The 23,874-nt window shown below is 60.3% G+C and carries 19 protein-coding genes; 7 read left to right on the top strand and 12 right to left on the bottom strand.

Annotated elements, in window-relative coordinates; all coding sequences use genetic code 11:
* Window positions 1-75: 75 nt before the first annotated feature.
* The 3 genes from FHT86_RS10985 to FHT86_RS10975 form a co-directional block, all read right to left on the bottom strand.
* Window positions 76-3,192, bottom strand: coding sequence for an efflux RND transporter permease subunit (locus FHT86_RS10985; protein ID WP_133706754.1), 3,117 nt, complete (start codon window positions 3,190-3,192; stop codon window positions 76-78).
* On the bottom strand, window positions 3,189-4,427 hold the full coding sequence (locus FHT86_RS10980) for an efflux RND transporter periplasmic adaptor subunit (RefSeq protein ID WP_133706753.1): 1,239 nt from the start codon (window positions 4,425-4,427) through the stop codon (window positions 3,189-3,191). The genes FHT86_RS10985 and FHT86_RS10980 overlap by 4 nt, the downstream gene beginning before the upstream one ends.
* A gap of 425 nt (window positions 4,428-4,852) precedes the next feature.
* Window positions 4,853-5,641, bottom strand: a complete 789-nt coding sequence (locus tag FHT86_RS10975; RefSeq protein WP_133706752.1) for an SDR family oxidoreductase — start codon at window positions 5,639-5,641, stop codon at window positions 4,853-4,855.
* Window positions 5,642-5,937: 296 nt separating this feature from the next.
* On the opposite strand from FHT86_RS10975, the gene FHT86_RS10970 reads away from it, so the two are divergent.
* Window positions 5,938-7,602, top strand: coding sequence for an electron transfer flavoprotein-ubiquinone oxidoreductase (locus tag FHT86_RS10970; RefSeq protein WP_133706751.1), 1,665 nt, complete (start codon window positions 5,938-5,940; stop codon window positions 7,600-7,602).
* A 5-nt stretch (window positions 7,603-7,607) separates the two neighbouring features.
* Window positions 7,608-8,135: a GNAT family N-acetyltransferase gene (locus FHT86_RS10965; protein WP_133706750.1), complete on the top strand. Its 528-nt coding sequence runs from the start codon at window positions 7,608-7,610 to the stop codon at window positions 8,133-8,135.
* A 128-nt stretch (window positions 8,136-8,263) separates the two neighbouring features.
* Here FHT86_RS10965 and FHT86_RS10960 read toward each other — a convergent pair whose 3' ends face one another.
* On the bottom strand, window positions 8,264-9,166 hold the full coding sequence (locus FHT86_RS10960; RefSeq protein ID WP_133706749.1) for a DMT family transporter: 903 nt from the start codon (window positions 9,164-9,166) through the stop codon (window positions 8,264-8,266).
* A 145-nt stretch (window positions 9,167-9,311) separates the two neighbouring features.
* Between FHT86_RS10960 and FHT86_RS10955 the strand changes: the two genes are divergently transcribed.
* Window positions 9,312-9,785, top strand: a complete 474-nt coding sequence (locus tag FHT86_RS10955) for an Lrp/AsnC family transcriptional regulator (protein WP_133706748.1) — start codon at window positions 9,312-9,314, stop codon at window positions 9,783-9,785.
* A 54-nt stretch (window positions 9,786-9,839) separates the two neighbouring features.
* Here the strand turns inward: FHT86_RS10955 and mgtE are convergent, their stop codons facing one another.
* Both mgtE and FHT86_RS10945 read right to left on the bottom strand, forming a co-directional pair.
* A complete protein-coding gene (gene mgtE / locus FHT86_RS10950) occupies window positions 9,840-11,213 on the bottom strand; it encodes a magnesium transporter (protein WP_133706747.1) in 1,374 nt (457 codons plus the stop codon).
* Window positions 11,214-11,565: 352 nt separating this feature from the next.
* The gene (locus FHT86_RS10945) at window positions 11,566-12,579 is read right to left on the bottom strand and encodes a zinc-binding alcohol dehydrogenase family protein (RefSeq protein ID WP_133706746.1); all 1,014 of its coding nucleotides are present in this window, start codon (window positions 12,577-12,579) and stop codon (window positions 11,566-11,568) included.
* A gap of 103 nt (window positions 12,580-12,682) precedes the next feature.
* On the opposite strand from FHT86_RS10945, the gene FHT86_RS10940 reads away from it, so the two are divergent.
* A complete protein-coding gene (locus tag FHT86_RS10940) occupies window positions 12,683-13,087 on the top strand; it encodes a helix-turn-helix domain-containing protein (protein WP_133706745.1) in 405 nt (134 codons plus the stop codon).
* Here FHT86_RS10940 and FHT86_RS10935 read toward each other — a convergent pair.
* Entirely contained in the window at window positions 13,052-14,269 is a 1,218-nt protein-coding gene (locus FHT86_RS10935) for an MFS transporter (protein ID WP_133706744.1), read from the bottom strand. The two genes, FHT86_RS10940 and FHT86_RS10935, sit on opposite strands and share 36 nt — an antisense overlap.
* Window positions 14,270-14,628: 359 nt before the next feature.
* Between FHT86_RS10935 and FHT86_RS10930 the strand changes: the two genes are divergently transcribed.
* Window positions 14,629-15,576 (top strand): diacylglycerol kinase family protein, encoded by a 948-nt coding sequence (locus tag FHT86_RS10930; protein WP_133706743.1) that lies wholly within the window; start codon window positions 14,629-14,631, stop codon window positions 15,574-15,576.
* A 6-nt stretch (window positions 15,577-15,582) separates the two neighbouring features.
* Here the strand turns inward: FHT86_RS10930 and FHT86_RS10925 are convergent, their stop codons facing one another.
* Window positions 15,583-16,923, bottom strand: coding sequence for a glutamine synthetase family protein (locus FHT86_RS10925; RefSeq protein WP_133706742.1), 1,341 nt, complete (start codon window positions 16,921-16,923; stop codon window positions 15,583-15,585).
* Window positions 16,924-17,005: 82 nt separating this feature from the next.
* On the opposite strand from FHT86_RS10925, the gene FHT86_RS10920 reads away from it, so the two are divergent.
* A complete protein-coding gene (locus tag FHT86_RS10920) occupies window positions 17,006-18,373 on the top strand; it encodes an aspartate aminotransferase family protein (RefSeq protein ID WP_133706741.1) in 1,368 nt (455 codons plus the stop codon).
* Here FHT86_RS10920 and FHT86_RS10915 read toward each other — a convergent pair whose 3' ends face one another.
* From FHT86_RS10915 to FHT86_RS10905, 3 genes are read right to left on the bottom strand one after another with little or no spacing between them, the layout of a single operon-like run.
* Window positions 18,374-18,994 carry an NUDIX hydrolase gene (locus FHT86_RS10915; protein WP_133706740.1) on the bottom strand — a complete coding sequence of 207 codons (621 nt, stop codon included), beginning with the start codon at window positions 18,992-18,994 and terminating at the stop codon, window positions 18,374-18,376.
* A 56-nt stretch (window positions 18,995-19,050) separates the two neighbouring features.
* Window positions 19,051-20,547 (bottom strand): glycosyltransferase family 39 protein, encoded by a 1,497-nt coding sequence (locus FHT86_RS10910; RefSeq protein WP_133706739.1) that lies wholly within the window; start codon window positions 20,545-20,547, stop codon window positions 19,051-19,053.
* Window positions 20,540-21,559 carry a glycosyltransferase family 2 protein gene (locus FHT86_RS10905; RefSeq protein WP_133706738.1) on the bottom strand — a complete coding sequence of 340 codons (1,020 nt, stop codon included), beginning with the start codon at window positions 21,557-21,559 and terminating at the stop codon, window positions 20,540-20,542. The genes FHT86_RS10910 and FHT86_RS10905 overlap by 8 nt, the downstream gene beginning before the upstream one ends.
* Window positions 21,560-21,653: 94 nt before the next feature.
* Between FHT86_RS10905 and FHT86_RS10900 the strand changes: the two genes are divergently transcribed.
* Window positions 21,654-22,613, top strand: coding sequence for a lysylphosphatidylglycerol synthase domain-containing protein (locus tag FHT86_RS10900; protein ID WP_133706737.1), 960 nt, complete (start codon window positions 21,654-21,656; stop codon window positions 22,611-22,613).
* A gap of 6 nt (window positions 22,614-22,619) precedes the next feature.
* Here FHT86_RS10900 and FHT86_RS10895 read toward each other — a convergent pair whose 3' ends face one another.
* Window positions 22,620-23,861, bottom strand: coding sequence for an RNA polymerase sigma factor (locus FHT86_RS10895; protein WP_133707127.1), 1,242 nt, complete (start codon window positions 23,859-23,861; stop codon window positions 22,620-22,622).
* Window positions 23,862-23,874: the final 13 nt, after the last annotated feature.

Here is a 23,874-nt window from a genome sequence, read left to right as displayed (position 1 = left end):
GGCATGGCTGAGCTGTAAGCGCAAGACTTGAAAAAGGATAAAGTAAAACGGGCGCCTCTCGGCGCCCGCTGCGTCTTATTCGGCCGCGATCGCGGTCGGCGTTTCTTCCGCGTGCGCATGCTGTACCTTGCGCTTCCCGAGCCGACTGACGAAGTCGTTCAGACGGTTCATTTCGAGGAAGATGACCGGCGTGATGAACAGCGTCAGCACCTGGGAGACGACCAGACCGCCAACGACGGCGATACCCAGCGGCTGGCGCAGTTCCGAGCTCGCACCGCCGCCGAGAGCGATCGGCAGAGCGCCTAGGAGCGCGCAGAAGGTCGTCATCATGATCGGCCGGAAACGGCGCACGCAAGCTTCGTGGATCGCTTCCGCCGGCGACACGCCGCCGGATCGGAGCGTTTCCAGCGCCACGTCGATCATCATGATCGCGTTCTTCTTGACGATACCGATCAGCATCAGCAAGCCGATGAGCGCGATGATCGACAGGTCGAAGCCGAAGAGCTTGAGGGCGAGCAGGGCGCCGAGGGCGGCGGCCGGCAGACCCGACAAGATCGTCAGCGGGTGGATGAAGCTTTCGTAGAGAACGCCCAGAACGACGTAGATCGTCAGGACGGCCGCGAGGATCAGGTAAGGCGTGCTGCCCTGCGACTGCTGGAAGATCTGTGCGGTACCGCCGTAGGACGTGAAAACGTCCGCCGGCATATTGATGTCCTTCTTGATCTGGTCGATCTGGGCGGTGGCGTCGCCAAGCGCTTCGCCTGCCGGCAGGTTGAAGGACACGGTGGTCGAAACGAGCTGGCCCGTCTGGTTGATCGTCACCGGCCCAGTATTGCGTACGATGTGCGCGAAGGCCGACAATGGAACCTGCTCGCCCTTCGAAGACGTCACATGGATGCGCGACAGCTTCTGGTCGTCCCAGGGCTGGTTCGCATCATATTCGATGATCACGTCATAGCTGTCGCCGGTCGACTGGATCTGGGCGGCGGCGAAGTCGCTGAAGGCCTCTTCAAGCGTCGTGCGCAGCAGGTTGTTGTTGATGCCGTAGGCGGCGGCCTTCTCCGTGTCGACGACGATATTGGCCTGCAACGCGTTGTATTGCGCGTCGGTGGTCACGTCGGTGAAGCGCGGATCCTTGCGCATCTCCTGCAACATCTTGTTGGCCCACTGGTTCGTCAGATCGGCGTTGAGGGCCTGGATGATGAGCTGATACTGACTGGCGGTCTGGCGTCCGCCGAAGCGAAGGCTTTGCTGCGGGTTGATGAAGACCTGAATGCCTGGGATCTTGGCGACGGCGGCGCGCATTTCGCGCAGCGTCTGGTCGAGCGGTTCGCGATCCTTCTTGTCCTTCAGCTGGGCGTAGATCGTACCGTTGTTGAGTGTCTGGCGGGCGCTGGCGCCGACGACCGACATCACGTGCTCTACGGCAGGGTTCGCCTTGATGGCTGCAGCGGCCTGGTTCTGCAGGTCACGCATGGCCGGATAGGAAATATCCTGGCGGGCGCGCGTGGAAATCTGCAGGCGTCCGATGTCTTCCTGCGGGAAGAAGCTGGCCGGCAGTGTCACGAAGAGGTAGGCCGAGAGCGCCACCGAGGCAAGGAAGCTTCCAAGCACGATGTAGCGATGGCGAATACACCATGCAACGCCCCTGCCGTAATTGACCTCGGTCCAGTTGAAGCCCTTGTTGAAGAGGCGCACCGGCAGGGGAGGATGGCTGTGGGCGCTGGAGAGGCGCGAGCCAAGCATCGGCGTGACAGTCAGCGAGACCACGGCCGAGGAGACGATGGCGATCGCCACGACCATGCCGAATTCGTTGAAGATGCGGCCAACGACGCCGCCCATCAGCAGGATTGGAATGAACACGGCGATCAAGGAGATCGACATGGAGATGATCGTATAGCTGACTTCGGCCGCGCCCTGGATGGCAGCCTGCAGCACAGGCATGCCTTCTTCCATATGCCGCAGAATGTTCTCCAGCATGACGATTGCGTCGTCCACCACGAGTCCGACCGCGATCGTCAATCCGAGTAGAGAGATGTTGTCGACGCTATAGCCGAGCACATACATCATGCCGAAGGTTGATATCAGCGAAAGAGGCACGGCGAGACCGGGGATGATCGTTGCCGTCACATGGCCTGTGAACAGGTAGATGACGAGAACGACGAGGCCGATGGTCAGCATCAGGGTGAACTTGACGTCGGAAATGGCCTCGCGGATCGGCTGGGCCGAGTCGTTCATGACCGTCATTTTGACGGAAGCCGGCATTTCGGCATGCAGCTTCGGCAGTGTCTTGTTGATGGCATCGACGACGTCGACGGTATTGGCGTCGGGCTGGCGCTGAATCGCCAGGATGATCGCCCGCTGGCCATCGTACCAGCTACCGATATTCTGGTTTTCGACGCTGTCCTGGACGTCGGCGACATCGCCGAGGTGAATTGGATTGCCGTTGGGATTTGCGATCACGAGAGTGCGAAACTCGTCGGCGTTGACGCGTTGCGTATCCGCATTGATCGTCATGCTCTGAGCGGCGTCTTGTAACGTGCCGACCGGGACCTGGTTGTTGGCGTTGACGACGGCCGTATTGACCGTGTCGATACCGATGCCGCGATCGAGAAGCTTGTCGGGGTCGACGTCGATACGCACCGCGTAGGTCTGCGCGCCGTTTACGGTCACTTCGGCGACGCCCGGCAGGGTCGAGATCGACGGAGCGATGATGTTCTCGGCGATATCGTCGAGCTTGCTGCGTTGCAGTGTGTCGCTCTGTACGGCGATCAGCATGACCGGCGCATCGGCCGGATTGGTCTTCCTGTAGCTCGGCGGGGTAGTCAGGTTGTTGGGCAGTTTCCTCTGCGCAGTCGAGATCGCCGCCTGCACGTCACCGGCGGCGGCGTCGATGCTGCGGTCGAGGTTGAACTGCAGCACGATGCTGGTATTGCCAAGCGAGTTTGTCGAGGAAATTTCGCTGATGCCAGGGATCGTCTCGAACTGCTTGATCAGCGGCGTGGCGACCGAGGTGGCCATGGTCTGCGGTGAGGCACCCGTCAGCTGGGCCGAGACGTTGATCGTCGGGAAGTCCACCTGCGGCACCGCCGCGACAGGGATGAGCCGGTAGCCGGCGAGACCGGCAAGAACCACGCCGATGGCGAGAAGCGTGGTGGCGACCGGTCGCTGGATACAGAATGTTGGGATCATTGTTGCGCTCCAACTGCGATGGTTTCGGTCTTGCCATCATCGGCCGAGGCGACCTTCTCGCTCGGATTGTCGCTGAACTGTTCCTTGACCTCGCTGCCGTTGTTAAGCTGCGACTGACCCTCGACAACGACATGGTCGCCGACCGAGAGGCCCGTGGCGACGGCCGTGCGGCTGCCGTTGGCGCGAGCAATGGTCACCGGCGTGATCTTGACCTTGTTGTCCTTCACCACAAAGGCGATGTAGCCGTCCGGCCCCGGGCTGACGGCGACCGTCGGCACGACGACGAGTTGCTCGTTGTCGGCAAAGTGAACCATGACATTCGCGGAGCGTCCCGGCCACAAGGCGCCGTTGGCGTTCTCGAAGGTTGCCTTCACGGCGATCGTTCCGGAAGCCTGGTCGACCGTATTGTCGTAGAAGGTGATCGTTCCGGTGCGAGGCTTGCCCTTTGCGGAACGAGGAACGGTGGTGACCTGGACAGGACCTGCGGCCAGCTGCTCCTGCAGTTCGCGCAGGTTGTTTTCCTGCATAGTGAACTTGATGTAGGCCGGATTATATTTGCTGATCGTCACGATTGGCGTGCCGGCGCTGACATAGGCGCCCAGGCTCAATTGAACGTCGCCGAGGCGGCCGTCATAGGGCGCGCGTATATCGGTGTTTCCGAGCAGGACTTGATCCGAGGCAAGCTGCGCTTGGTCCGCGCTGACAGTGGCAACAGCGGCATCGCGGGTCGCGCGCGCTTCGTCAGCTGTCGCCTGAGTGCCGGCACTGCTCGTGAGCAGGCTATTGGCACGGGTCAGCGCGGTCTCTGCCTGGGCAAGGTTTGCCTGGTCTTTCGTGAGGTTCGCCTGGTCCTTGCTGACGGCAGCCTGCGCTGTACGCGGATCGAGCTTGGCTATTAGATCGCCGGCTTTGACCGTCACGCCGTCCTTGACGGCGATCTGCGTGATCAGCCCAGCTTCCTGCGCGGCGATCGTCGTTGAATCGATCGGCACGACCCAGCCTGTCGCCGAGACGTCCATCGGAAGCGTGCTTTTGACAGCGGCGACCGTCTTTACGGCGACGGGGCCGACCTGACGCTTGCCCTGGCCACCGGCGTTAGCCGTCTTGCTATTGTCTTCCGTTTTGGCGGAAGCCTTGTCGACAAATGCGGAAACAAAGGGAATACGGTCGCGATAGCCCCAGACTACGAGGGCTGCAACAACGAGAAGGCCGAGAGAGAGCCAGAATTTCTTCATATTTGAGAACCGGTCGAGGCGAGTTGCAGGAAATGCGATGACATTGACGTGGATTTATTGCGTCGCAAAAAAAGACGGGGGTCGCCGCAATACATCACATCGTCGTTACCGCTAACGTTCGGTAATTCTGTCCCTATAACGTGAATTTATGAACGCCAATCTGCAGCAACTTAACACAGTTCGACAGGGTGAAAAATTAACACTTGGAAAGCTTTGCCGGTGCGGTTCCTCTTGCAGTGCAACAAATAGTCGAATTGGCGATTTTTTGACCACCGATATGCAATGAAAGCGCAACAATGCCGGTTTTTACCCCGGCTATTCTGAATTAACGGGGTTGGGGCTCGGTGCGGAGCCCCGTCGTTTCTCACGCAATTGTGTTCAATACGCCCCTTAAAGCCGCTTTCCTCGTACCCTGATACTTGCCTTCAGAGCGAACGCGCAGCACCGCCATCGCAACGGACCATCGAGCCGGTGACATAGCTCGCAGGTTCGCTGCAAAGAAACGCCGCTGTTGCCGCAAATTCCTCGACCCGGCCGTAACGGCCCGCGGGAATGAGCCTCTGCCGTTCGTCGCGCAGTTGTTCCGGGCTTTTGCCCGTGCGTTTCGCGATCGTATTTTCGACCTCGGTCAGCCTGTCGGTGACGATACTGCCCGGCAGAAGCATGTTCACGGTGATGCCGTGGGCGGCAACTTCTGTGGCCAGCGTCTTGCTCCAGCCGGCGAGGGCGGGTCTCAGCGTATTGGAAAGCGCCAGATTGGGGATCGGTTCGATGATACCCGATGATGCGACGGTGACGATGCGACCCCAGCCCTGGGCCTTCATGCCCGGCAACAAGGCGTTGGTCAGGGTGATGACGCGAGCCACCATGGACAGGAAATAGGTCTCCAGCCGTTCGGCGGTCATATCCTCCGATGTCCCTTGCGTCGGTCCGCCAGTGTTATTAATAAGAATGTCGATGCCGCCGAGCTTGTCGGCAACCGCCTTGCTGACGATTTCCACGAAGCCTTCGTCGTTGAGATCGGCCCAGATCCAGTCGGCGCGGCCCTTTCCTTCGGCATTGATTGCCTTGCAATTGGATTCGAGCCTCTCGCCGCTGCGGCCGCAAAGCAGGACATTCGCCCCTTCGCGTGCCAGTGCCACCGCTATGCCATGACCAAGCCCTTTCGACGAAGCCAGAACCAGCGCCCGCTTTCCTTTGATGCCGAGATCCATGATGTCCATCCTTTGCGTTGTCCGGATATTTCAATTCGGATCTATAGAGTGCTGTGAACCATATTTGAAAGTTGAATGCCGACAAACAGCGAGTGAAATGCGCGCAATTATTGACGTTGACGTAAGAGTAACTTAACTTCGCGGCTGCGCTGTGCGAATTGGAGGATCAACTGTCGCTTCCCGGCTCGACAATCCTCTCCCGTTTTGACAAGAGATAGCCGAAATGGGGAAGACGCCCAAAGGGGACAAGGCCGCGCGCCCAATTCAATCGGAGCCTGGTCAATCGGAGAGAGTGAATGACTGACGCTAGCGAGCTGCCTGAACGCGAGAGCATGGAATTCGACGTGGTGATTGTCGGCGCCGGGCCGGCCGGTCTGTCGGCGGCGATCCGCCTGAAACAGGTCAATCCCGATCTCACCGTCGTCGTGCTCGAAAAAGGCGCGGAAGTCGGAGCGCATATTCTGTCAGGCGCGGTTGTCGATCCGATCGGCATCGATCGCCTGCTGCCCGGCTGGCGCGAAGAGGAGGGGCATCCCTTCAAGACCGAGGTGACGGACGACCATTTCCTGTTCCTTGGACCCGCCGGCTCCGTCCGCCTGCCGAACGCCTTCATGCCGCCGCTGATGAACAATCATGGCAACTATATCGTCTCACTTGGCAATGTCTGTCGCTGGCTCGCCGAAAAGGCCGAGGCGCTGGGCGTCGAGATCTATCCCGGTTTTGCCGCGACCGAAGTGCTTTATAATGACGACGGCGCGGTCATCGGCGTCGCCACCGGCGACATGGGCATCGAGCGCAATGGCGAGCCAGGCCCGAACTATACGCGCGGCATGGCGTTGCTCGGCAAATACGTACTGATCGGAGAGGGGGTGCGCGGCTCGCTCGCCAAGCAGCTCATCGCCAAGTTCGACCTTCAGAAGGGCCGCGAACCGCAAAAATTCGGCATCGGCATCAAGGAACTCTGGCAGGTGAAGCCGGAGAACCATAAGCAGGGTCTCGTGCAGCATTCCTTCGGCTGGCCGCTTGGAATGAAAACCGGTGGCGGCTCCTTCCTTTATCACCTCGAGGACAATCTCGTCGCCGTGGGCTTCGTGATCCACCTTAATTACAAGAATCCCTATCTCTACCCCTTCGAGGAATTCCAGCGGTTCAAGACGCATCCGGCAATTCGCGGCACATTCGAAGGCGGCAAGCGCATCTCCTATGGCGCCCGTGCTATTACCGAAGGCGGCTGGCAATCGGTGCCGAAGCTCTCCTTCCCGGGCGGCGCGCTGATTGGCTGTTCGGCCGGTTTTGTCAATGTGCCGCGCATCAAGGGCAGCCACAATGCGGTCCTCTCGGGCATGCTCGCAGCCGACAAGATCGCCGCGGCGATCGCGACCGGCCGCGCCAATGACGAAGTGATCGAGATCGAAAACGAATGGCGCGCAACCGATATCGGCAAGGACCTGAAGAAGGTCCGCAACGTCAAGCCGCTCTGGTCGAAGTTCGGCACCGGCCTCGGCATTGTGCTCGGCGGCTTCGACATGTGGATGAACACTTTGTTCGGCTTCTCCTTATTCGGCACGCTGAAACACGGCAAGACCGACGCGGCCTCACTGGAGCCCGCGGCCCAGCACAAGAAGATCGCTTACCCCAAGCCGGATGGCGTGTTGACCTTCGACCGGCTGTCCTCGGTGTTCCTGTCGAACACCAATCATGAGGAAGACCAGCCGGTCCACCTCCAGGTCAAGGACATGGCGCTGCAGAAGAGCTCGGAATTCGACATCTATGCCGGTCCGTCGACCCGCTACTGTCCGGCCGGCGTCTACGAATGGGTAGAAAAGGACGGCAAGGAAACCTTCGTCATCAACGCCCAGAACTGCGTCCACTGCAAGACCTGTGACATCAAGGACCCGAACCAGAACATCAACTGGGTGCCGCCTCAGGGTGGTGAGGGACCGGTCTATCCGAATATGTGATGGGCATGGGAGAGATCGCGCGGGACTTTTATACGATACGGTTGGCGCGTTCCGCTGACGTGGTTTTTATGGCGGAGATCGAGATCGATGCCTTCGTAACTCTCCGCCAGGCACTGGGCGTGGAGGATGATGGCAGGACCGTGCCGCGCGACAAGCTGGAACATTCGCTCTATGCGAAGCTGCTGCTCGTGGCGGTGAATGATCTGGATCACCCCCTGGCATTCCTCGCCGCTACCGAGCTTGATGGGGCTATCTATGTAGTTGAGATCGATGTCGTCAGGCAATGGCAACGAAAGGGCGTCGGGCGGCGTCTGATGCAAACCATAATCGAGACGGCGCAGATGCGTGGCGCATCGGGCGTCACGCTGACGACGGATCGCTTTGTACCCTTCAATGCGCCGTTCTACGCTTCACTTGGGTTTCGCGTGCTGGAATCGGGCGAGATGTCCGTGGGATTGTCTGAGATTCTCAGGTTCGAGATCGAACATGGCGCGGACCCCGAGAGACGGGTCGCAATGGCGCGTTGGTTCTGAGCAGGAATTTACGGGCTACAACAGAACGGCAATTCTGAGACTCTCTGCAAATTATCATGAGATAACGTTGCTTCGCTGCGGAAGGCTGCCGTCGGCAGCCTTCAACTTAACCTTGCTGACTACTGCATTCATTTCCTCGACAAGACTCCTGTCGAAAGCGCGACGCCCATTCCCGTGACAACCGCCGCGGCGACTTCGGCACCGCCGATCGGTTCGCCAAGCAGCAGCCCACCGCCGAAGGTGGCGAGCACCGGGGTGATGGCGGTGAAGGCGGCCGCCTGCGTGCCGCCGAGGGCCTGGACAGCGAGGCCATAGGCGAGCGTGGCGGCAAGGCCGGAAAGCAGACCTTGGCTGACGACCTGCAGGCCGATTTCCGGTAGCGGGACGGAGGCGAGCGAGCTGCCGAAGACGAAGGCCAGACCGACATGTATGAGGAACGACCAGATGGCGATGACAGCGCTTGACTGGATGGCATTCAGGCCGGAGCGCCGGAAGGCATGGGTGTAGCCGGCCCAGAGCAAAGCGCCGAGCGGCAACAGCGTGAAGCTGACCCAGGAAATCTCCGTGCCCGAAAGGCTACGCACCAAAAGGATGATAACGCCGGCAACGATACCGCCGAGACCAAGCCAACGCGTGATGTCGGGCCGCTCGCGAAACAGCAGCACGCCGATCAACGCCGTTGCAAGCGGCATCGAGCCACCGAGCAGAATACCGGCCGACGCAGCGGGCGTGGAGTGGATGGCAAAAGTCGTCAGTTGGAAGAAAAGCGCGCCTGAGCCGCAGACCATCAGCGCCAGCAGCTTCAGTGGCACACCTTTTGGCAACAACCCGGTGCGCAGCCAGACGGGGGAAAGCACCAGTGCCGGGATGCCATAGCGGATCAAGCCCAGGTCGATCGTGCTCATCTGCGTCTCCGCCGTGTGGCGGGTAGCAAGAATCCAGTTGGCCCAGATCAAGACCGTAACGATGGCGCCGGCATAGCCGATTGCGGCGGGCATTGTCTTGCGGGAGGAGAAGGTCAAAGCAGTCATCGACGTATCCTTTCGAACCGTCCGGATCATCATCCGGTTGAAGAAAAGATAGCGCCGAAGGCCGGGGCATGTCCTTGCTAGTTATAGCTCAAGGAACATGTTATGAGCAACTATCTGCCAATCTAGGCGAAGAAGGTTTTCAAAAATGCCAAAGCTGGATAAATTCGATATTGCTATCCTCAACTGCCTGCAGGAGGATGCGCGCGCCACCAATGTCGAGATTGCCGAGCGGGTGAACCTGTCGCCCTCACCCTGTTTGAGGCGCATCCGCAACCTGGAAAAATCCGGTCTGCTGCGCGGCTATCGCGCCGATATCGATCGCAAGGAGGCCGGTCTCGGCTTGACAGTTTTCGTCGAGCTCAAGGTGGGCCATCATTCGAAGGAGAATTCAGAGGCGCAGCAGGCGGCGTTGCTCGCTATCCCGGAAATCGTGTCCTGCCACCTGATTTCGGGCGCTGCGGATTTTCTGGCGGAAGTCGTCGTCGAAGACCTTGCCGCTTATGAGAAGGTAATGTCGGAAAAGCTTCTGGTCCTCCCCGGGGTCGTCGATCTGCGATCGAATTTCGCAATCCGCAGCATCAAGACCAACGGCGTCCTGAAGCTGCCGCAGCCGGCCTGAAAACAAAAAAAGAGGCCGTCGCCGGCCCCCTTCGATTTCGGAATTCCGTTGTCCTTAAAGCATGGTCCCGCTGAGGATCAGCAGCGCAACCGAGAAGTAGATCACCAGCCCGGTGACGTCGACCAACGTTGCGACGAACGGGGCCGATGCGCTGGCGGGATCAAGCCGCAGCTTTTGCAGAATGAAGGGCAGCATGGAGCCGGCGAGGGAGCCGAAGGTGACGATACCGATCAAGGCGGCGAAGACCGTAACGCCGACCAGCTGCCAGTGCGGACCGTAGTCGAAAAGACCGATGGTTTGCCAGAGCACGATGCGGGCAAAGCCGACAAGACCGAGGATCGAGCCGAGCACGATGCCCGTCGGCAGTTCGCGCAACGCTACCCGCCACCAATCGGAAAGCTTGAGCTCGCCGAGCGCCAGTGCCCGGATGATCAGCGAGGTTGCCTGCGAGCCTGAATTGCCGCCCGAGCTCATGATCAGCGGGATGAACAGCGTCAGCACGACTGCCTTCTCCAGCTCGCCCTCGAAATGCTGCATGGCGCTTGCCGTCAGCATTTCGCCGAGGAAGAGGGCGGCGAGCCAGCCCGCACGTTTGCGGATCATCCCGGCGAAGCCGATCTTCATGTAAGGCTGGCCGAGAGCTTCCATACCGCCGAATTTCTGTGCGGCTTCGGTCGTATCGGCGATCATCGTATCGATGACGTCGTCGACCGTCACGATGCCGAGCATGAGGCCGTTTTCGTCGACAACCGGCAGCGCGAGCAGGTCGTGGCGGCGAATCAGCCGGGCCACGTCCTCCTGTTTCATCAGCGCAGGCGCGGTGACCGGCGCACCCTTCTGTGCCACCGTCAGGATGCAGGCATCGGGCTGGCCGGTGATGAGACGGCGCAGCGTCACGACACGCAGCAGCGTATGGGTGTCGTCGTCCAGCACATAAATGGCATAAACAGTTTCGCGGGAGCGCTCGACCTGGCGAACGTGATCGAGCGTCTGCGCAACGGTCCAACTGGCGAACACGCTGACATATTCCGTCGTCATGATGCCGCCTGCCGTGCGCGGCGGATAACCCATCAAGCCCTGGATCGCAACACGAACCGGCTCCTCAAGGGTGGCAAACAGACGCGCGCGCGCGTCGCCGTCCAATTCGAGAAGAATGTCGGCCACGCGGTCGTTGGACATGCCGTGCAGCAGCCGTGCAGCGTCTGCATCGGTCATGACCTCGAGAATGGCAGCGGCGTTGCGAAGTTCCGGCCGGTCGAGAATGCGAACGGCGCGTTCCTCCGGCATCTTGGCCAGAATGCGTGCAGCTTCGCTCGCCTCGATCGCGTTCAGCGACTCAACGCGTTCTGCAATGGTAACGGCGCGGTTGTTATTGATGAATGCACGAGCGGCATTGCCAGCCCGCATGGGGAAGCTGTTGATATTCATTATAGCTCGCCTTTCCGGTCGATCCGCCGTCGTGGCAGATCGTGGCGAGCCGACAGGAGTCGGTTACAGCACGAGTGCCACTGACGGCAAAGGCAATCGACTACTACTGTCGCTAGGCATCGTAAGATGGCTCCGGTTAATCGGTATGGAAAACGTTGTTCCCCACGTCGGGAGAAGTCGCTCCGAAGTGGTGAAAAGTCAAGTGGCGCCAGTGGTTAATGCCATAATGTCGCAGGTATTTTTTTGTTGCGTGGCTAACGGCTTGTGCATCGCAGCAATTGCCGTTGCAAAAATGTCAAAAATAGTTTGGCCGGGCGGCATGTACCCGGCCAAACGAAGGGAATGGATGGGCTCAGAAACCAGCCAGAACGACCTTGCCCTTCATCTTGCCGGTCTCGATCAGTGCATGCGCCTTTTTCAGATTCGCAGCGTTGATCGTGCCGAGCGTTTCGGTCAGCGTCGTGCGGATTCTGCCGGCATCGACCAGTTCGGCAATTTTGTTCAGCAGCTTGTGCTGTTCGATCATATCAGCCGTATTGAAGAGCGGACGGGTGAACATCAATTCCCAGTGGGTTGAAACCGCCTTGCGCTTGAAGGGGGCGACGTCGAGCACCTTTGGGTCATCGATCAGTCCGAAACGGCCTTGCGGTGCGATCGCTTCGACGATCGACGCAATATGATCGCTGGTGTTGGTGGTCGAAAAGATGAAAGCAGGGGCGCCGATGCCGAGAGCTTCGATCTGCGGAGCCAACGGCTTGGAGTGATCTATTACGTGATGGGCGCCGAGTTCCTTCACCCAAGCCTGGGTTTCCGGCCGCGAGGCCGTAGCGATCACCGTCAGGCCGGTCAACACGCGGGCGATCTGGATGGCGATCGAACCGACGCCGCCGGCGCCGCCGATGATGAGAATGGCGTTGGCGGCACCCGGAACCGGGTCCTGCACCTTGATGCGGTCGAACAAAGCCTCATAAGCTGTGATCGAGGTCAGCGGCAAAGCAGCAGCGGCAGCGAAATCGAGGCTTTTCGGCTTTAAGCCGACGATGCGCTCGTCCACCAGATGAAACTCGGCGTTCGAGCCGCCACGGTTGATGGCGCCGGCGTAGAAGACCTCATCGCCGGGCTTGAACATGGTGACATCAGAGCCGATTGCCTTGACAATACCGGCGGCATCCCAGCCGAGCACTTTGTATTCGCCTTCGGTGGGGGCAGCGTTGGCACGGACTTTGACGTCGACGGGATTGACGGACACGGCCTTGATTTCGACAAGGAGATCATGACCCTTGGCTTCCGGCGTCGGCAGGTCGATATCAACAAGCGACGTCTCGGCGGAAATGGGCTGCGGGATCTTGTAAGCGACGGCGCGCATGGGAAAACTCCAGTGTTTGTTGCACGGGACCTAGATGCGTCTTATGCTGAAAGTACGCAAGAATGCACAAATTCTGTACGTAGTACCCAAAAGGATACTGTCGATGTCGCTACCGCGCGCCAAGCTGGTCAAGAATTTTCCCGGGTGTCCGGTCGAGGCGACGCTGAGCCTGCTCGATGGCAAATGGAAAGGCGTGATCCTGTTCCACCTGATGGAGCGAACGCTGCGTTTCAACGAAATCCGCCGCAAGCTGCCGGCGGTGACACAGCGCATGCTGACGAAACAGCTACGCGAGCTCGAAGAGTCCGGACTGGTCTCACGCACCGTTTTCCCGGTCGTGCCCCCGCGCGTCGACTACGCGCTGACGCCACTTGGCGCCAGCCTTGGGCCGATCATCAAAGCAATGGCGGTCTGGGGTGAGGAAAATGTCTTCTGTCATACCGGCAAGCAGGAAGTTCGGCCATTGCCGGCTTCATGCACTCCGGCCGCTGCGCTCCAAACCAACTGATATTCCAAAGACGATCAGGCCGAAGACGGAAAGCACCGCGCCGACATAGCCCGTCGACGCTGCCGTGAAGCCCCAGGAAATCACCAGACCGCCAAGCCAGGCGCCGAGCGCATTGGCGATGTTGAAGGCCGAATGATTGGAGGCCGCGGCCAGCGTCTGCGCATCCGCCGCGACATCCATCAGACGTGTCTGCACGGCGGGGCAGGCGGCAAAGCCGCAGCCGATCAAGAAGACGCAGACGCACAGCATCACAGGATTGGCGGCCGTCAACGAAAACAGCGTCATGATGACAACGTTGAAGACCATCATGCCGCCGATCGTGCCCTTGAGCGACAGGTCGCCCAGGCGCGAGCCGACAATATTGCCGACATTCATGCCGATGCCGAAGAGCGCCAGTACGACCGGCACCATGCTTGTTCCCAAACCGGCAACTTGCGTTGTCGTCGTTGCCACGTAGCTGAAGATCGAGAACATGCCCCCGAAGCCGACCGCGGCGATGCCGAGCGTCAGCCAGACCTGAATGCGGCGAAGCGCGCCCAGCTCGCGGGTGATGCTCGCGCCTTCCTCGACCTTGTCCTTTGGCAGGAATAGGGCAATGAGGAGCATGGTCACGAGGCCGACGCCGCCGACCATCATGAAGGCCGCGCGCCAGTTCAGAAGCTGGCCGAGGAAGGTCGCGATTGGCGTGCCGATGAGGGTGGCAATAGTGAGGCCGAGCATGACTTGGCCGACAGCACGCACGCGGCGATGGACGGGCACCATGGAGGCGGCCACAAGCGCTGCGACGCCGAAATAGGCGCCGTGCGGCAGGCCGGTGATGAAACGCAGAGCTGCAAAACTTTCGAAGGTCGGAGCCATCGCGCTCGAAATATTGCCGGCTGCAAAAATCGCCATCATCAGCAGAAGCAGGGTCCGCCGCGCCATCTTCGCGGCGAGAACGGCGATGATCGGTGCGCCGACAACGACGCCGAGCGCATAGGCGCTGATAACGTGGCCCGCTTCCGGAGTCGTGACACCGAAGGTATCGGCGACCTCAGGCAGCAGGCCCATGATGACGAATTCACCCGTGCCGATGCCGAAGCTGCCGACTGCAAGCGCCAGCGTGACAAGGGCGATCGCCGTGCGCGACGGCGCTTCGAGGATGGATTGGGAATCGATGACGTCGGCAGCGATATCGCTCACGAAAACTCCTTGGCGGCGATCATGCAAAAAGTGCCGCGGAGCGGGCAAACCGGGTAGGGAAAACCGGGATGCAGGCCTCGGGCACATGATACGGAATGAAAGACTGGAAAGGCACGGAGATGCCCCGATTAATAATATGAATCAGCGTGATATCGCTGTCGCGTGCATTTTTTGCAGTGCAGCATATCGCCCCTTGCATAAGTCTTTGCGGCGGCCTTCTCTCGACCTGTTCACCCGCAATGATTGCCGCGGGCGATCTCACAATGCTTGAAATCGCCTTGGCAGGAGCCATCTCTCAATAAGCAGGCGGGGATCAGATCCTTCTTGAGACACATTCAGCGGGAAAACCGGGAGCCTCGATGAAACTGATCGGCTTTTTCAATCGCGATGGCGGCACGTTCAAGACGACGGACATGGCCGCTTACGAAATGAAGGCAGAGCAGGTTTTCCGGGACGCCGGCCATGATTTCGAAGGCTTGGTCGTGTCGGGTAACGAAGTCGTTGCGGCTATGGAACGCGCGGCGCGGCGCGACGATATCGATGGAATCGTCGCCGGCGGCGGTGATGGAACGATTTCTGCCGCTGCCGCGGTCGCTTGGAAAAACGGCGTCGCACTCGGCGTCATTCCGGCCGGCACCATGAACCTCTTTGCACGCTCGCTTCGGCTACCGCTCGACATCTGGCAGGTGCTCGACGTGCTCGCGACAGGCGAGGTGGATCACGTGGATATCGGCAGCGCCAATGGCCGGCCGTTCATCCATCAGTTTTCCGCCGGGCTGCACGCACGCATGGTGCGCTATCGCGACGCCTATCCCTATCGTTCACGTTTGGGCAAGCTGTCGGCCAGCAGTCGCGCCGCCTTGGGTGTCGTTTTCAATCCACCGGAATTCGATGTCGATTTCGAAGCCGAGGGAGTTCGGGAGCGCCGGCATGTCTCGGCAATTTCCGTGTCCAACAATCCCTTCGGCCCCAACACGCTGCTTTATGCCGACGATCTGCGCGGCGGCGAACTTGGCTTCTATACGGCAAGGCCATTGCGGCCGCTCGGCGTGGCGCGGCTCGCCATTGATATGCTGCGTGGCCGGTTTCAAGAGAACGCCGATGTCATGGTCATGCATACGCGCGAAGTGCATCTGCATTTCCCGAAGTTGCGCAGCCTGGCGAATTGTGTCGTAGATGGCGAGTTGCTGCCCTTGGAGCGCGATATCGTACTCAAACTTCATGCCGGCGAGCTGAAGGTGATGATCAAGCAGGGTACGGCTGCACGGGCCGCCGAGGAAGACGCAGTCCGCAGCGCGGTCGTCTGAAATCCGTCAAAGGCGCGGCAGATATGTGCGGTAGTCGAAATCTGACACCGTGCGCAGATAGCGGATCGCTTCCTTGTGCTTCGTATCGCCGTAGAGCTTCTGATAGCGCTCTCCGAAAATATCGGCGATGAAGGGGGAGGCGCGGAAGCGATCGACGGCAGTGAGGAAATCATGCGTCAGTCGTGGCGCATTTGCCGGCGCGTGGCTTGGCGTAGTCTCTTCGCCGGGATCGAGTTCGTTCTGCAATCCAAGCAACATACCTCCGAGGATCGCCGCCAGCATCAGGTACGGATTGGCATCGGCGCCGGCGACGCGGTGCTCGATGCGCGCGCCCGATCCGTCCTTTTCGGGGATGCGCACGGCAGTCCCGCGATGGCCATAGCCCCAGGTGAGGTCGACCGGCGCGAACGAGCCCGGCTGGAACCGGCGATAGGAATTGGCATAGGGCGCAAAGACCAATTGCGCATCTCGCAGGGTCTGCAGCAGACCAGCACAGATCGATTTCAGCCTCATTGGCTCTCCGCCCGCCGCGTCGAGAATATTGCGGCCTTGATCGTCGATAATGCTGGCGTGCACATGTAGCCCGGAGCCCGCGTGATCGGTGTAGGGCTTCGCCATGCAGGTCGATTTGAGGCCGTGCTTGCGTGCCGCTTGCTCGGCGATCCGTTTCAGGGAAATGCAGTCATCGGCGGCTGCGAGCGCGTCCGGGCGATGCAGCAGATTGACTTCGAACTGCCCTGGGCCGAATTCCGCCGTTGTCGCCTCCGCCGGCAGGCCCTGCGCTCTGGCATAGGCGCGCAAAGTTTCGAGATAATCGCCGAGCAGATCGACGGCATCCATATCGTAGAGCTGGTAGCCGTTCGGCTCGTTGCGATACATCAGCGCCGGCGGCGGCGAGGGCAGGCCGCGCTCGCGCCAGTCGCCGGCGAGAAGGTAGAATTCCAGTTCGGTCGCAACGACCGGCGTCAAGCCGAGCGCCTTATAGCGATCGACCACTGCGGAGAGAATAGCGCGCGGGTCCTGAAAACTGGGGCTGCCGTCGAGTTCGTGCATCGTGGCCAGCACTTGCTTCGATCCTGGCGGCGCCCAGGGTATATCCGTGAGCGTGCGTGGATCGGCGACGCAGGTGCCGTCGGGATCGCCGATCGTCAGCGAAAGGCCGGTGAGGTCGTCATTGTCGTCGCCCCAGATATCGAGCGATTGCGTCGAGGTCGGTAGGCGTACCGCGCCCGACCAGACTTTCTTTTCGGCTTCCATGGGTATCTGTTTGCCGCGCAGCCGGCCGTTCATGTCTGATATCAACACCTCGATGCGTGCCGTGCCTTCGGTTGCGTTGTCAGCCGCCATGCCCTTGTCAATCCCCGATGCTCACGTCATGGTCGTAAACGATCGAGGCCAGCCTTTCAATCCGATAGGGATTCTGCAAACGATGTCCGACACTTCCAGCCGTTCCAATCTCGCCGCCGTCGACGCCGCTCATCATCTCCATCCGTTCGCCGACATGAAGAAGTTGAACGCTGACGGCGCCCGGATCATCCAGCGCGGCGAGGGCGTCTACATCTTCGACAGCAACGGCAAGAAATATCTCGATGGCTTTGCCGGCCTCTGGTGCGTCAATATCGGCTATGGGCGAACGGAAATCGCCGATGCCGCCATCCGGCAAATGAACGAACTTCCCTATTACAACACGTTCTTCGGCACGACGACGACGCCGGCCACGTTGTTGTCGGAGAAGGTTTGCGCCCATGCCGGGCCGCACTTCAATCATGTCTTCTTCACCAACTCCGGCTCCGAAGCTAACGACACATGGTTCCGTATGGCCCGCGTCTATTGGAGCGCCGTGGGCAAGCCGACGAAGAAGATCGTCATTGCCCGCAGGAATGGCTATCACGGCTCCACCGTCGCCGGCGCCAGCATGGGGGGCATGAAATATATGCACGAGCAAGGCGACCTGCCGATCCCTGGCGTCGTTCATATCAACCAGCCTTATTGGTACGCCGATGGTGGCGATCTTTCTCCGGAAGAGTTCGGCCTCAAGGTCGCCCGCGAGCTGGAAGAGAAGATCGATGAACTGGGCGAGGATAATGTTGCGGCTTTCATCGCCGAGCCGGTGCAGGGGGCGGGCGGCGTCATCATTCCACCCTCGACCTATTGGCCGGAAATCGGCCGCATCTGCAGGGCGAGAAACATCCTGTTAGTCTGCGATGAGGTGATCTGCGGTTTCGGAAGACTCGGTTCCTGGTTCGGCTATCAGCATTTCGGTGTCGAGCCCGATCTCGCGCCGATCGCCAAGGGCTTGTCTTCGGGCTATTTGCCGATCGGCGGCGTGTTGGTCAGCGACCACATCGCAGATGTGCTGATCAACGAGGTCGGAGAGTTCAACCACGGCTTCACCTATTCCGGCCACCCGGTCTGCGCCGCTGCGGCGCTCGCGAACCTCAGAATCATTGAGGATGAGCGACTGATCGAGCGCGTTCGCGACGACATCGGCCCCTATTTCGCCAGGGCCTGGGGCAGCCTGGCCGATCACGATATGGTCGGCGAAGCCGTCAGCATCGGCCTGATGGGCGCTTTGCAGCTCGCCGCCGACAAATCCACGCGCCGCCGCTTCGAAAAGCCGGATGCGATCGGCTCAGCTGTGCGCAATCATGCTTTGACCAATGGTCTCGTGCTTCGCGCCACCGCCGACCGAATGCTGGCCTCGCCGCCATTGATCATCAGCCACGAAGAGGTGGATGCGATGGTGGGTATCACCCGGCTGGCGCTCGACGCGGTGTGGGCGGAAACGACAGCTTAGTCAGCTTTTGTCCGCCGGGGATGGCGCATCCCATTTGCCCGCTTTGTGCAGAGCTAGTGTCAGCCCCGCGACATGAATCGTTTGAATCATCTTGCCCTCCAGCGCCAGTTTGATGGCCTGTCGGATCGGTATGCGAATAAGCCGAATGCGTTCCGTTGGATCGTCTGCGGGTTTCGCTGATATCTCGACATTGCGAGCGAGCACGATGTGGGAAAGGTTCGAGTGGGTGGCCGGATTTGGTGAAAGGGCGCCGACATACTCCCATTCGGACGCCGTGAGGCCGGTTTCTTCCCTCAGCTCGCGGGCTGCCGCCTCGATCGGATTTGCGTCGCTCGCATCCATTGCACCGCCCGGCACCTCTAACGCGACAACGCCCAGACCGTGACGATACTGCTGGACGAGATAGATGTTGTCCTCCGCATCGAGCGCCACCACTTCCACCCAATCGGGATATTCCAACACATAGTAGGGGGCAATCTCCACGCCTTCGGCCGTAACACAGGCGTCGGCTCTGACTTTCAGCCATCGGTCGTGAAGCAGATGGGTGGAGCTCTTGACTTGCCATGGCGGAAGATCAGCAGGGTCAGGCAAGGTGCTCGCCAGTTTGTCAGTCAAGTCCATAAACGATTCCGGCGTTGAAAAAGGACAGCAGTTCTCGCAGATCGGGTGATCGGCGTTTATTTCGGATAGACCCAGGAATAGGCAAAGGACGCCATGTCGCCGGGCTTGCCGTGGATGTACTGAACGTCCGCGAGCTTGATGTTCGGCGCCGCATATTGCGGGCCGAGCGTATCGTGCAACCAGCTCGCCAATGGCGCCGGCACGCCGCTGTCGTTCTTGCCCGGCCGCCAGACAATGAGGATCGGCTTGTCGGCGCTCCACTGATAGTTTGCCTTCAGATTGCCGAAGAACAGCGACATGGCCGGCACGTCAGGCAGTTGCAAATGCAGATTTCCGGCCGGCAACCAATTGTCCGTCAGCACTAACCCGGGTTTTTTGCCCTCCATCGCCACGGCCTGGCTCACGAAGGCGGGGTAGGGCGTGTTGTAGTGGTCATAGGCGCCGAAGAGCGCTGGGAAGGTGACGCGGACCAAAAGCAGCGCCGGAATGATCAGCATCATCGCCAGCGGGATATAGAAGAAGCGCTTGCCGAAATCCGCGGCCTTGATGCCGGCCACTTCCATCTTCAGGCAAACATAGATCGGCAGCAGGAACAGGAAGGGCAGCAGCCAGCGGTCGCGCAGCGCGGTCATGCCGATGGCGACGATCAGGATCAGCACCAACACGGCGATAGCAGCAAACAGGACCTCGAAAAAACGGGTCCATTCATTTGATCGCCCCAGGTTCTTGAAGAGGCTCTTGCCGAAGACCAACGAATATATGACGAGCGTCGGCGCGCAGATGACGACGACTAATTTCACGAATTCCAAAGGTCCTTGCACCAGCTTGGCAAAGGCGCTTTGCGGCGCATCCTGCTCCATGATCCCCAGCGTGCGTCCCGAGGCGAGATCGAGATTGTGGATTAGCCACAGCCCGTGCGGCAGGAAGATCAATAGGGAGATCAGCAGGGTCAGCAGAAAACGCCGGTCAAAGATGCGCGCACGTCCCTGTGGATGCATCAGGACGGCGACGACCGCGGCGGCGGCGAGCAGCGCGAAATTGTATTTCGAGAGCATGCCGAGACCGAGCGCGATGCCGGTAAATATATAGGAACCCGTACTCGGCGCCTTGAGCGTGCGGATCGCGCCGTAGAGGAAGAGATTGATCGTCAGCAGTTGCGCGACCGTATGCGTCAAATCGCGCTGCGCCTCCCAGAAGAGCTGCGGTATCGTCAGCAACGACAGCGTGGCGATCGCCGCGAAAACCTTGTCGGACAGCACCAGTTTCGCCAGTTTGTAGTAGCTGAAGAAAACCAGGAACAGCACGATGTTCTTGACGATAGAAATCGTCGCAAGCGACAGCCCGAAGACAGAGACCACCAGCGCCTGCACCCAGTTGTAGAGCGGCGGCTGGGAATCGTAGCCGAGTGTCAGCCATTGCGAGAAAAGCGCCTGCTGGGACTCGTCGTAGCGCATGCCATGTGGCATGGCGAGCCGCACCAGAAATTCCAGAACGAAGTATCCGGCAAGCAAGAGGATGATGGTATCCGGTCGGCGGACCAGAAGCCTATGCATCCTGATTATCCCGATCGAAGATCTTGCGGACGATGTAGTTCGGCGACAGATCATCGCGATAATAGATGCGCGCGATCATCTCGGCCAAGATGCCTGTCGTGATCATTTGCACCGATGACAGCAGGAGCACGACGCCCACCAGCAACAGCGGCCTGTTGCCGATATCGTCGCCGAAGATGAACTTGTCGACGAAGAGCCATAGCAGGATGAGACCGGCGAGCGCGCCGAGGCCGAGGCCGAGAGAGCCGAAGAAATGGCCCGGCCGCGCCTTGTAGCGCATGAAGAACATTACCGAGAGCAGGTCGAGAATGACGCGGAAAGTACGTGAAATCCCATATTTCGATGTGCCGTGCTCGCGCGCATGGTGGGTGACGACCACTTCGCCGATCCGCGAGCTCGGTACGACGCCGGCAACCCAGGCCGGGATGAAGCGATGCATCTCGCCCATCAGCTTCACCTGCTTGATGATCGAGGCACGGTAGATTTTCAGGCTGCAGCCATAGTCGTGCAGCTTGACGCCGGTGATGCGGCCGATGAGATAGTTTGCGCACCAGGAGGGAATCTTGCGCAGGAAAAGCCCGTCCTGGCGATTCCTGCGCCAGCCGACGAGCAGGTCGAGCTGCCGCCTCTCCAACTCTTCGACCATCGAAGGAATATCCTTCGGGTCGTTCTGCAGGTCGCCGTCCATGGTGGCAATCAGCCGACCGGTGGCGGTGTCGATGCCGGCCTGCATGGCGGCGGTCTGGCCGAAATTGCGTTGAAGCTCGACGATACGTAGCGTCAGTCCCTCGCGCCCGAGTGAGCGGCGTGCATTGGCAAGCGTGGCATCGGTGCTGCCGTCGTCGATCAGGATTAGTTCCCAGCGCTTGGTAAAGTTCACCATGGCGGAACAGATGCGCTCGATCAGCGGTCCGACGCTTTCTTCCTCGTTAAAGACAGGCACGACCAGCGAAAGCTCAATGGCACTTGCTGTATCGGTCAGGGGGCGGATCGACTCTGCCGTTGTCTGCAACTCTTCTTTCTCCTAAAAGACCGGCAGATCCTGCCGGACGGAACGAGCGACATGTCCGGCATCAGCCTCCGCTCGCATTGGGTGCCTTAACTACATGAAGACTCCGATGGTTGCCAGCCGACAGAACTGGTTTATTCGCAATCGCATGACGCTGCTGACATTGGCCGTCGTTCTGGCCTATGCCGCCTTCATCGAGTGGTTCTGGGGGTGGAGTTCGATCCTGGCGCAATGGGGCAAAGTCGGTATCCTGCCCATTCTGTTGGCACTGGCGCTGCTGACCGGCACATACTTCCTGCGCACCTGGCGCATCTACGATTATTTCCCGAAGGAGACCGGCGGCCATTTCACCGCGCTCTTCCGCGTGACGCAGGTTCACAATCTCCTCAACATCATGATGCCCTTCCGCACCGGGGAGACCAGCTTCCCGGTGCTGATGCGTTCCGAATTCGGGATTCCCTTGGCGCGCGGCACCTCGGCGCTGTTTGTCATGCGGCTGCTGGACCTGCATGCGCTGCTCGCCGCGGCGGGCAGCGGTTTCGCGCTCGCCTCGTCCTACCGCGTTCTTGCCTGGGTCGCATGGCTTGCTTTCGTGCTTTTGCCGGTCGCGGGTTTCGCCCAGCGCCGGCCGCTGATTAAATTTGCCGCCAAGGCATTGCCGAAGAAGGCGCAGACGTTGGTGCATGAGCTGGAGCGTGGTTTGCCGGCCAATGCCAGCGCCTTTGCTCGCGCCTGGCTGACGACCGTGGTCAATTGGCTGGTGAAGGTCCTGGTGCTCGCCTGGGCGCTTCGCCTGATGAATGTCACGCCGCTGTCTGCAAGCTTCGGCGGCGCGCTCGGCGGCGAGCTTTCCTCCGTGCTGCCGGTGCATGCGCCCGGAGGAGTGGGCACCTATCCGGCAGGGATCACAGCCGGCGCCATGGCTTTCGGAGCGTCGGGAGAAAAAGCCGCGCTCGACAACCTGGCGCAGGCAAGCATCAATGCGCATCTTCTGATCGTCGTTTCGGCTCTGACAGGGACGGCACTTGCCTTGCTGGCCTCCAGAAAGCGGCCCTGATCTGGCCTATCGCCCGGTCTTGCCGGCAAGCTCCGCCAGTCGCTTGCGCAGGTACGCTTGCTCGGGCGCCTGGTGGCAAAGCGAAAGCGCCGTCTCGTAAGACTGTCGCGATTCATCGTTGCGATTGAGCTGCCGTAGGAAATCGGCCTTTGCCGCGTGAGCCAGATGGTATCGAGCCAGCCGGTCTTCGCTCAGCAGGCCATCGACGATCTCAAGTGCCGCTGCCGGCCCATCGCACATCGAAACCGCCACCGCCCGGTTAAGCTCGACCACCGACGACGGATGTGCGACCAGCAGCAGATCGTAGAGTGTCACAATCCGCCGCCAGTCCGTCTGGTCCGCCGTTGCCGCGCGCACATGCTCGGCGGCAATTGCCGCCTGCAGCGCATAGCTGCCAACGCTTTCACCGGCCATTGCCTCGGCCGCAAAGGCTAGCCCCTCACGGATTCTCCTGTTGTCCCACAGCCCGCGGTCCTGATCCGCAAGCAAGATGAGATCGCCTGATGTACTCGCCCGTGCCAGCCGCCGCGAATCCTGCAGGAGCATCATCGCCAGCAGTCCGGCAACCTCCGGGTCGGGCAGAAGTTTCAGAAGCAGGCGGCCGAGACGAATGGCTTCGCCGGCGAGGTCGGCGCGGACGATCGCTGCTCCGGACGAGGCGGAATAGCCTTCGTTGAAGACGAGATAGATGATATGCAGCACCTGCGCCAGCCGCTCCGGCAACTCCATCTTTGCTGGAACCTCATAGGGAATGCGGGCGGTGCGAATGCGGTTCTTGGCGCGAACGATACGCTGGGCGACGGTCGGCGCGGAGATGAGGAAAGCGTGGGCGATCTCTTCCGTCGTCAGGCCGCAGACCTCACGCAGAGCCATCGCCATCTGCGCCTCCGCAGGAATGAGCGGGTGGCAGCAGGTGAAGATCAATCTGAGCATATCGTCTTCGATCTCTTCGCTTTCGGCGGACTCGATCATTTCGCCCTCCGGATACAGGCTGTCGACGATGTCGGCCTCGGAGGCATCGAAACGCGCTCGCCGGCGGATGTGGTCGATTGCCCGGAAACGGCCGGTCGAAACCAGCCAGGCATAGGGATTGGCCGGCATCGTCTCTTCCGTCCATTGCTGCGCCGCCGCTGCAAAGGCGTCGTGAAGGGCCTCCTCCGCCCGGTCGAAATCGCCGAGCACGCGGATAAGCGTCGCAAGCACGCGGCGCGACTGGCTGCGGTAGATATCGTCGATGGTTTCGTTCAGCGACACGGACGTC

The organism is Rhizobium sp. BK313 (genome assembly GCF_014193655.1).
In the GTDB taxonomy this organism is placed as follows: Bacteria; Pseudomonadota; Alphaproteobacteria; order Rhizobiales; family Rhizobiaceae; genus Rhizobium.
The sequence above is the reverse complement of the archived record's forward strand: the minus strand, read 5'-3'. Positions and strand labels throughout refer to the sequence as shown.

Excerpts from the sequence above, each read along its gene's own strand:
- FHT86_RS10985 (WP_133706754.1), bottom strand. The coding sequence starts at position 3,192 with ATGATCCCAACATTCTGTATCCAGCGACCGGTCGCCACCACGCTTCTC.
- FHT86_RS10980 (WP_133706753.1), bottom strand. The coding sequence starts at position 4,427 with ATGAAGAAATTCTGGCTCTCTCTCGGCCTTCTCGTTGTTGCAGCCCTC.
- FHT86_RS10975 (WP_133706752.1), bottom strand. The coding sequence starts at position 5,641 with ATGGATCTCGGCATCAAAGGAAAGCGGGCGCTGGTTCTGGCTTCGTCG.
- FHT86_RS10970 (WP_133706751.1), top strand. The coding sequence starts at position 5,938 with ATGACTGACGCTAGCGAGCTGCCTGAACGCGAGAGCATGGAATTCGAC.
- FHT86_RS10965 (WP_133706750.1), top strand. The coding sequence starts at position 7,608 with ATGGGAGAGATCGCGCGGGACTTTTATACGATACGGTTGGCGCGTTCC.
- FHT86_RS10960 (WP_133706749.1), bottom strand. The coding sequence starts at position 9,166 with ATGACTGCTTTGACCTTCTCCTCCCGCAAGACAATGCCCGCCGCAATC.
- FHT86_RS10955 (WP_133706748.1), top strand. The coding sequence starts at position 9,312 with ATGCCAAAGCTGGATAAATTCGATATTGCTATCCTCAACTGCCTGCAG.
- mgtE (WP_133706747.1), bottom strand. The coding sequence starts at position 11,213 with ATGAATATCAACAGCTTCCCCATGCGGGCTGGCAATGCCGCTCGTGCA.
- FHT86_RS10945 (WP_133706746.1), bottom strand. The coding sequence starts at position 12,579 with ATGCGCGCCGTCGCTTACAAGATCCCGCAGCCCATTTCCGCCGAGACG.
- FHT86_RS10940 (WP_133706745.1), top strand. The coding sequence starts at position 12,683 with ATGTCGCTACCGCGCGCCAAGCTGGTCAAGAATTTTCCCGGGTGTCCG.
- FHT86_RS10930 (WP_133706743.1), top strand. The coding sequence starts at position 14,629 with ATGAAACTGATCGGCTTTTTCAATCGCGATGGCGGCACGTTCAAGACG.
- FHT86_RS10925 (WP_133706742.1), bottom strand. The coding sequence starts at position 16,923 with ATGGCGGCTGACAACGCAACCGAAGGCACGGCACGCATCGAGGTGTTG.
- FHT86_RS10920 (WP_133706741.1), top strand. The coding sequence starts at position 17,006 with ATGTCCGACACTTCCAGCCGTTCCAATCTCGCCGCCGTCGACGCCGCT.
- FHT86_RS10915 (WP_133706740.1), bottom strand. The coding sequence starts at position 18,994 with ATGGACTTGACTGACAAACTGGCGAGCACCTTGCCTGACCCTGCTGAT.
- FHT86_RS10910 (WP_133706739.1), bottom strand. The coding sequence starts at position 20,547 with ATGCATAGGCTTCTGGTCCGCCGACCGGATACCATCATCCTCTTGCTT.
- FHT86_RS10900 (WP_133706737.1), top strand. The coding sequence starts at position 21,654 with ATGAAGACTCCGATGGTTGCCAGCCGACAGAACTGGTTTATTCGCAAT.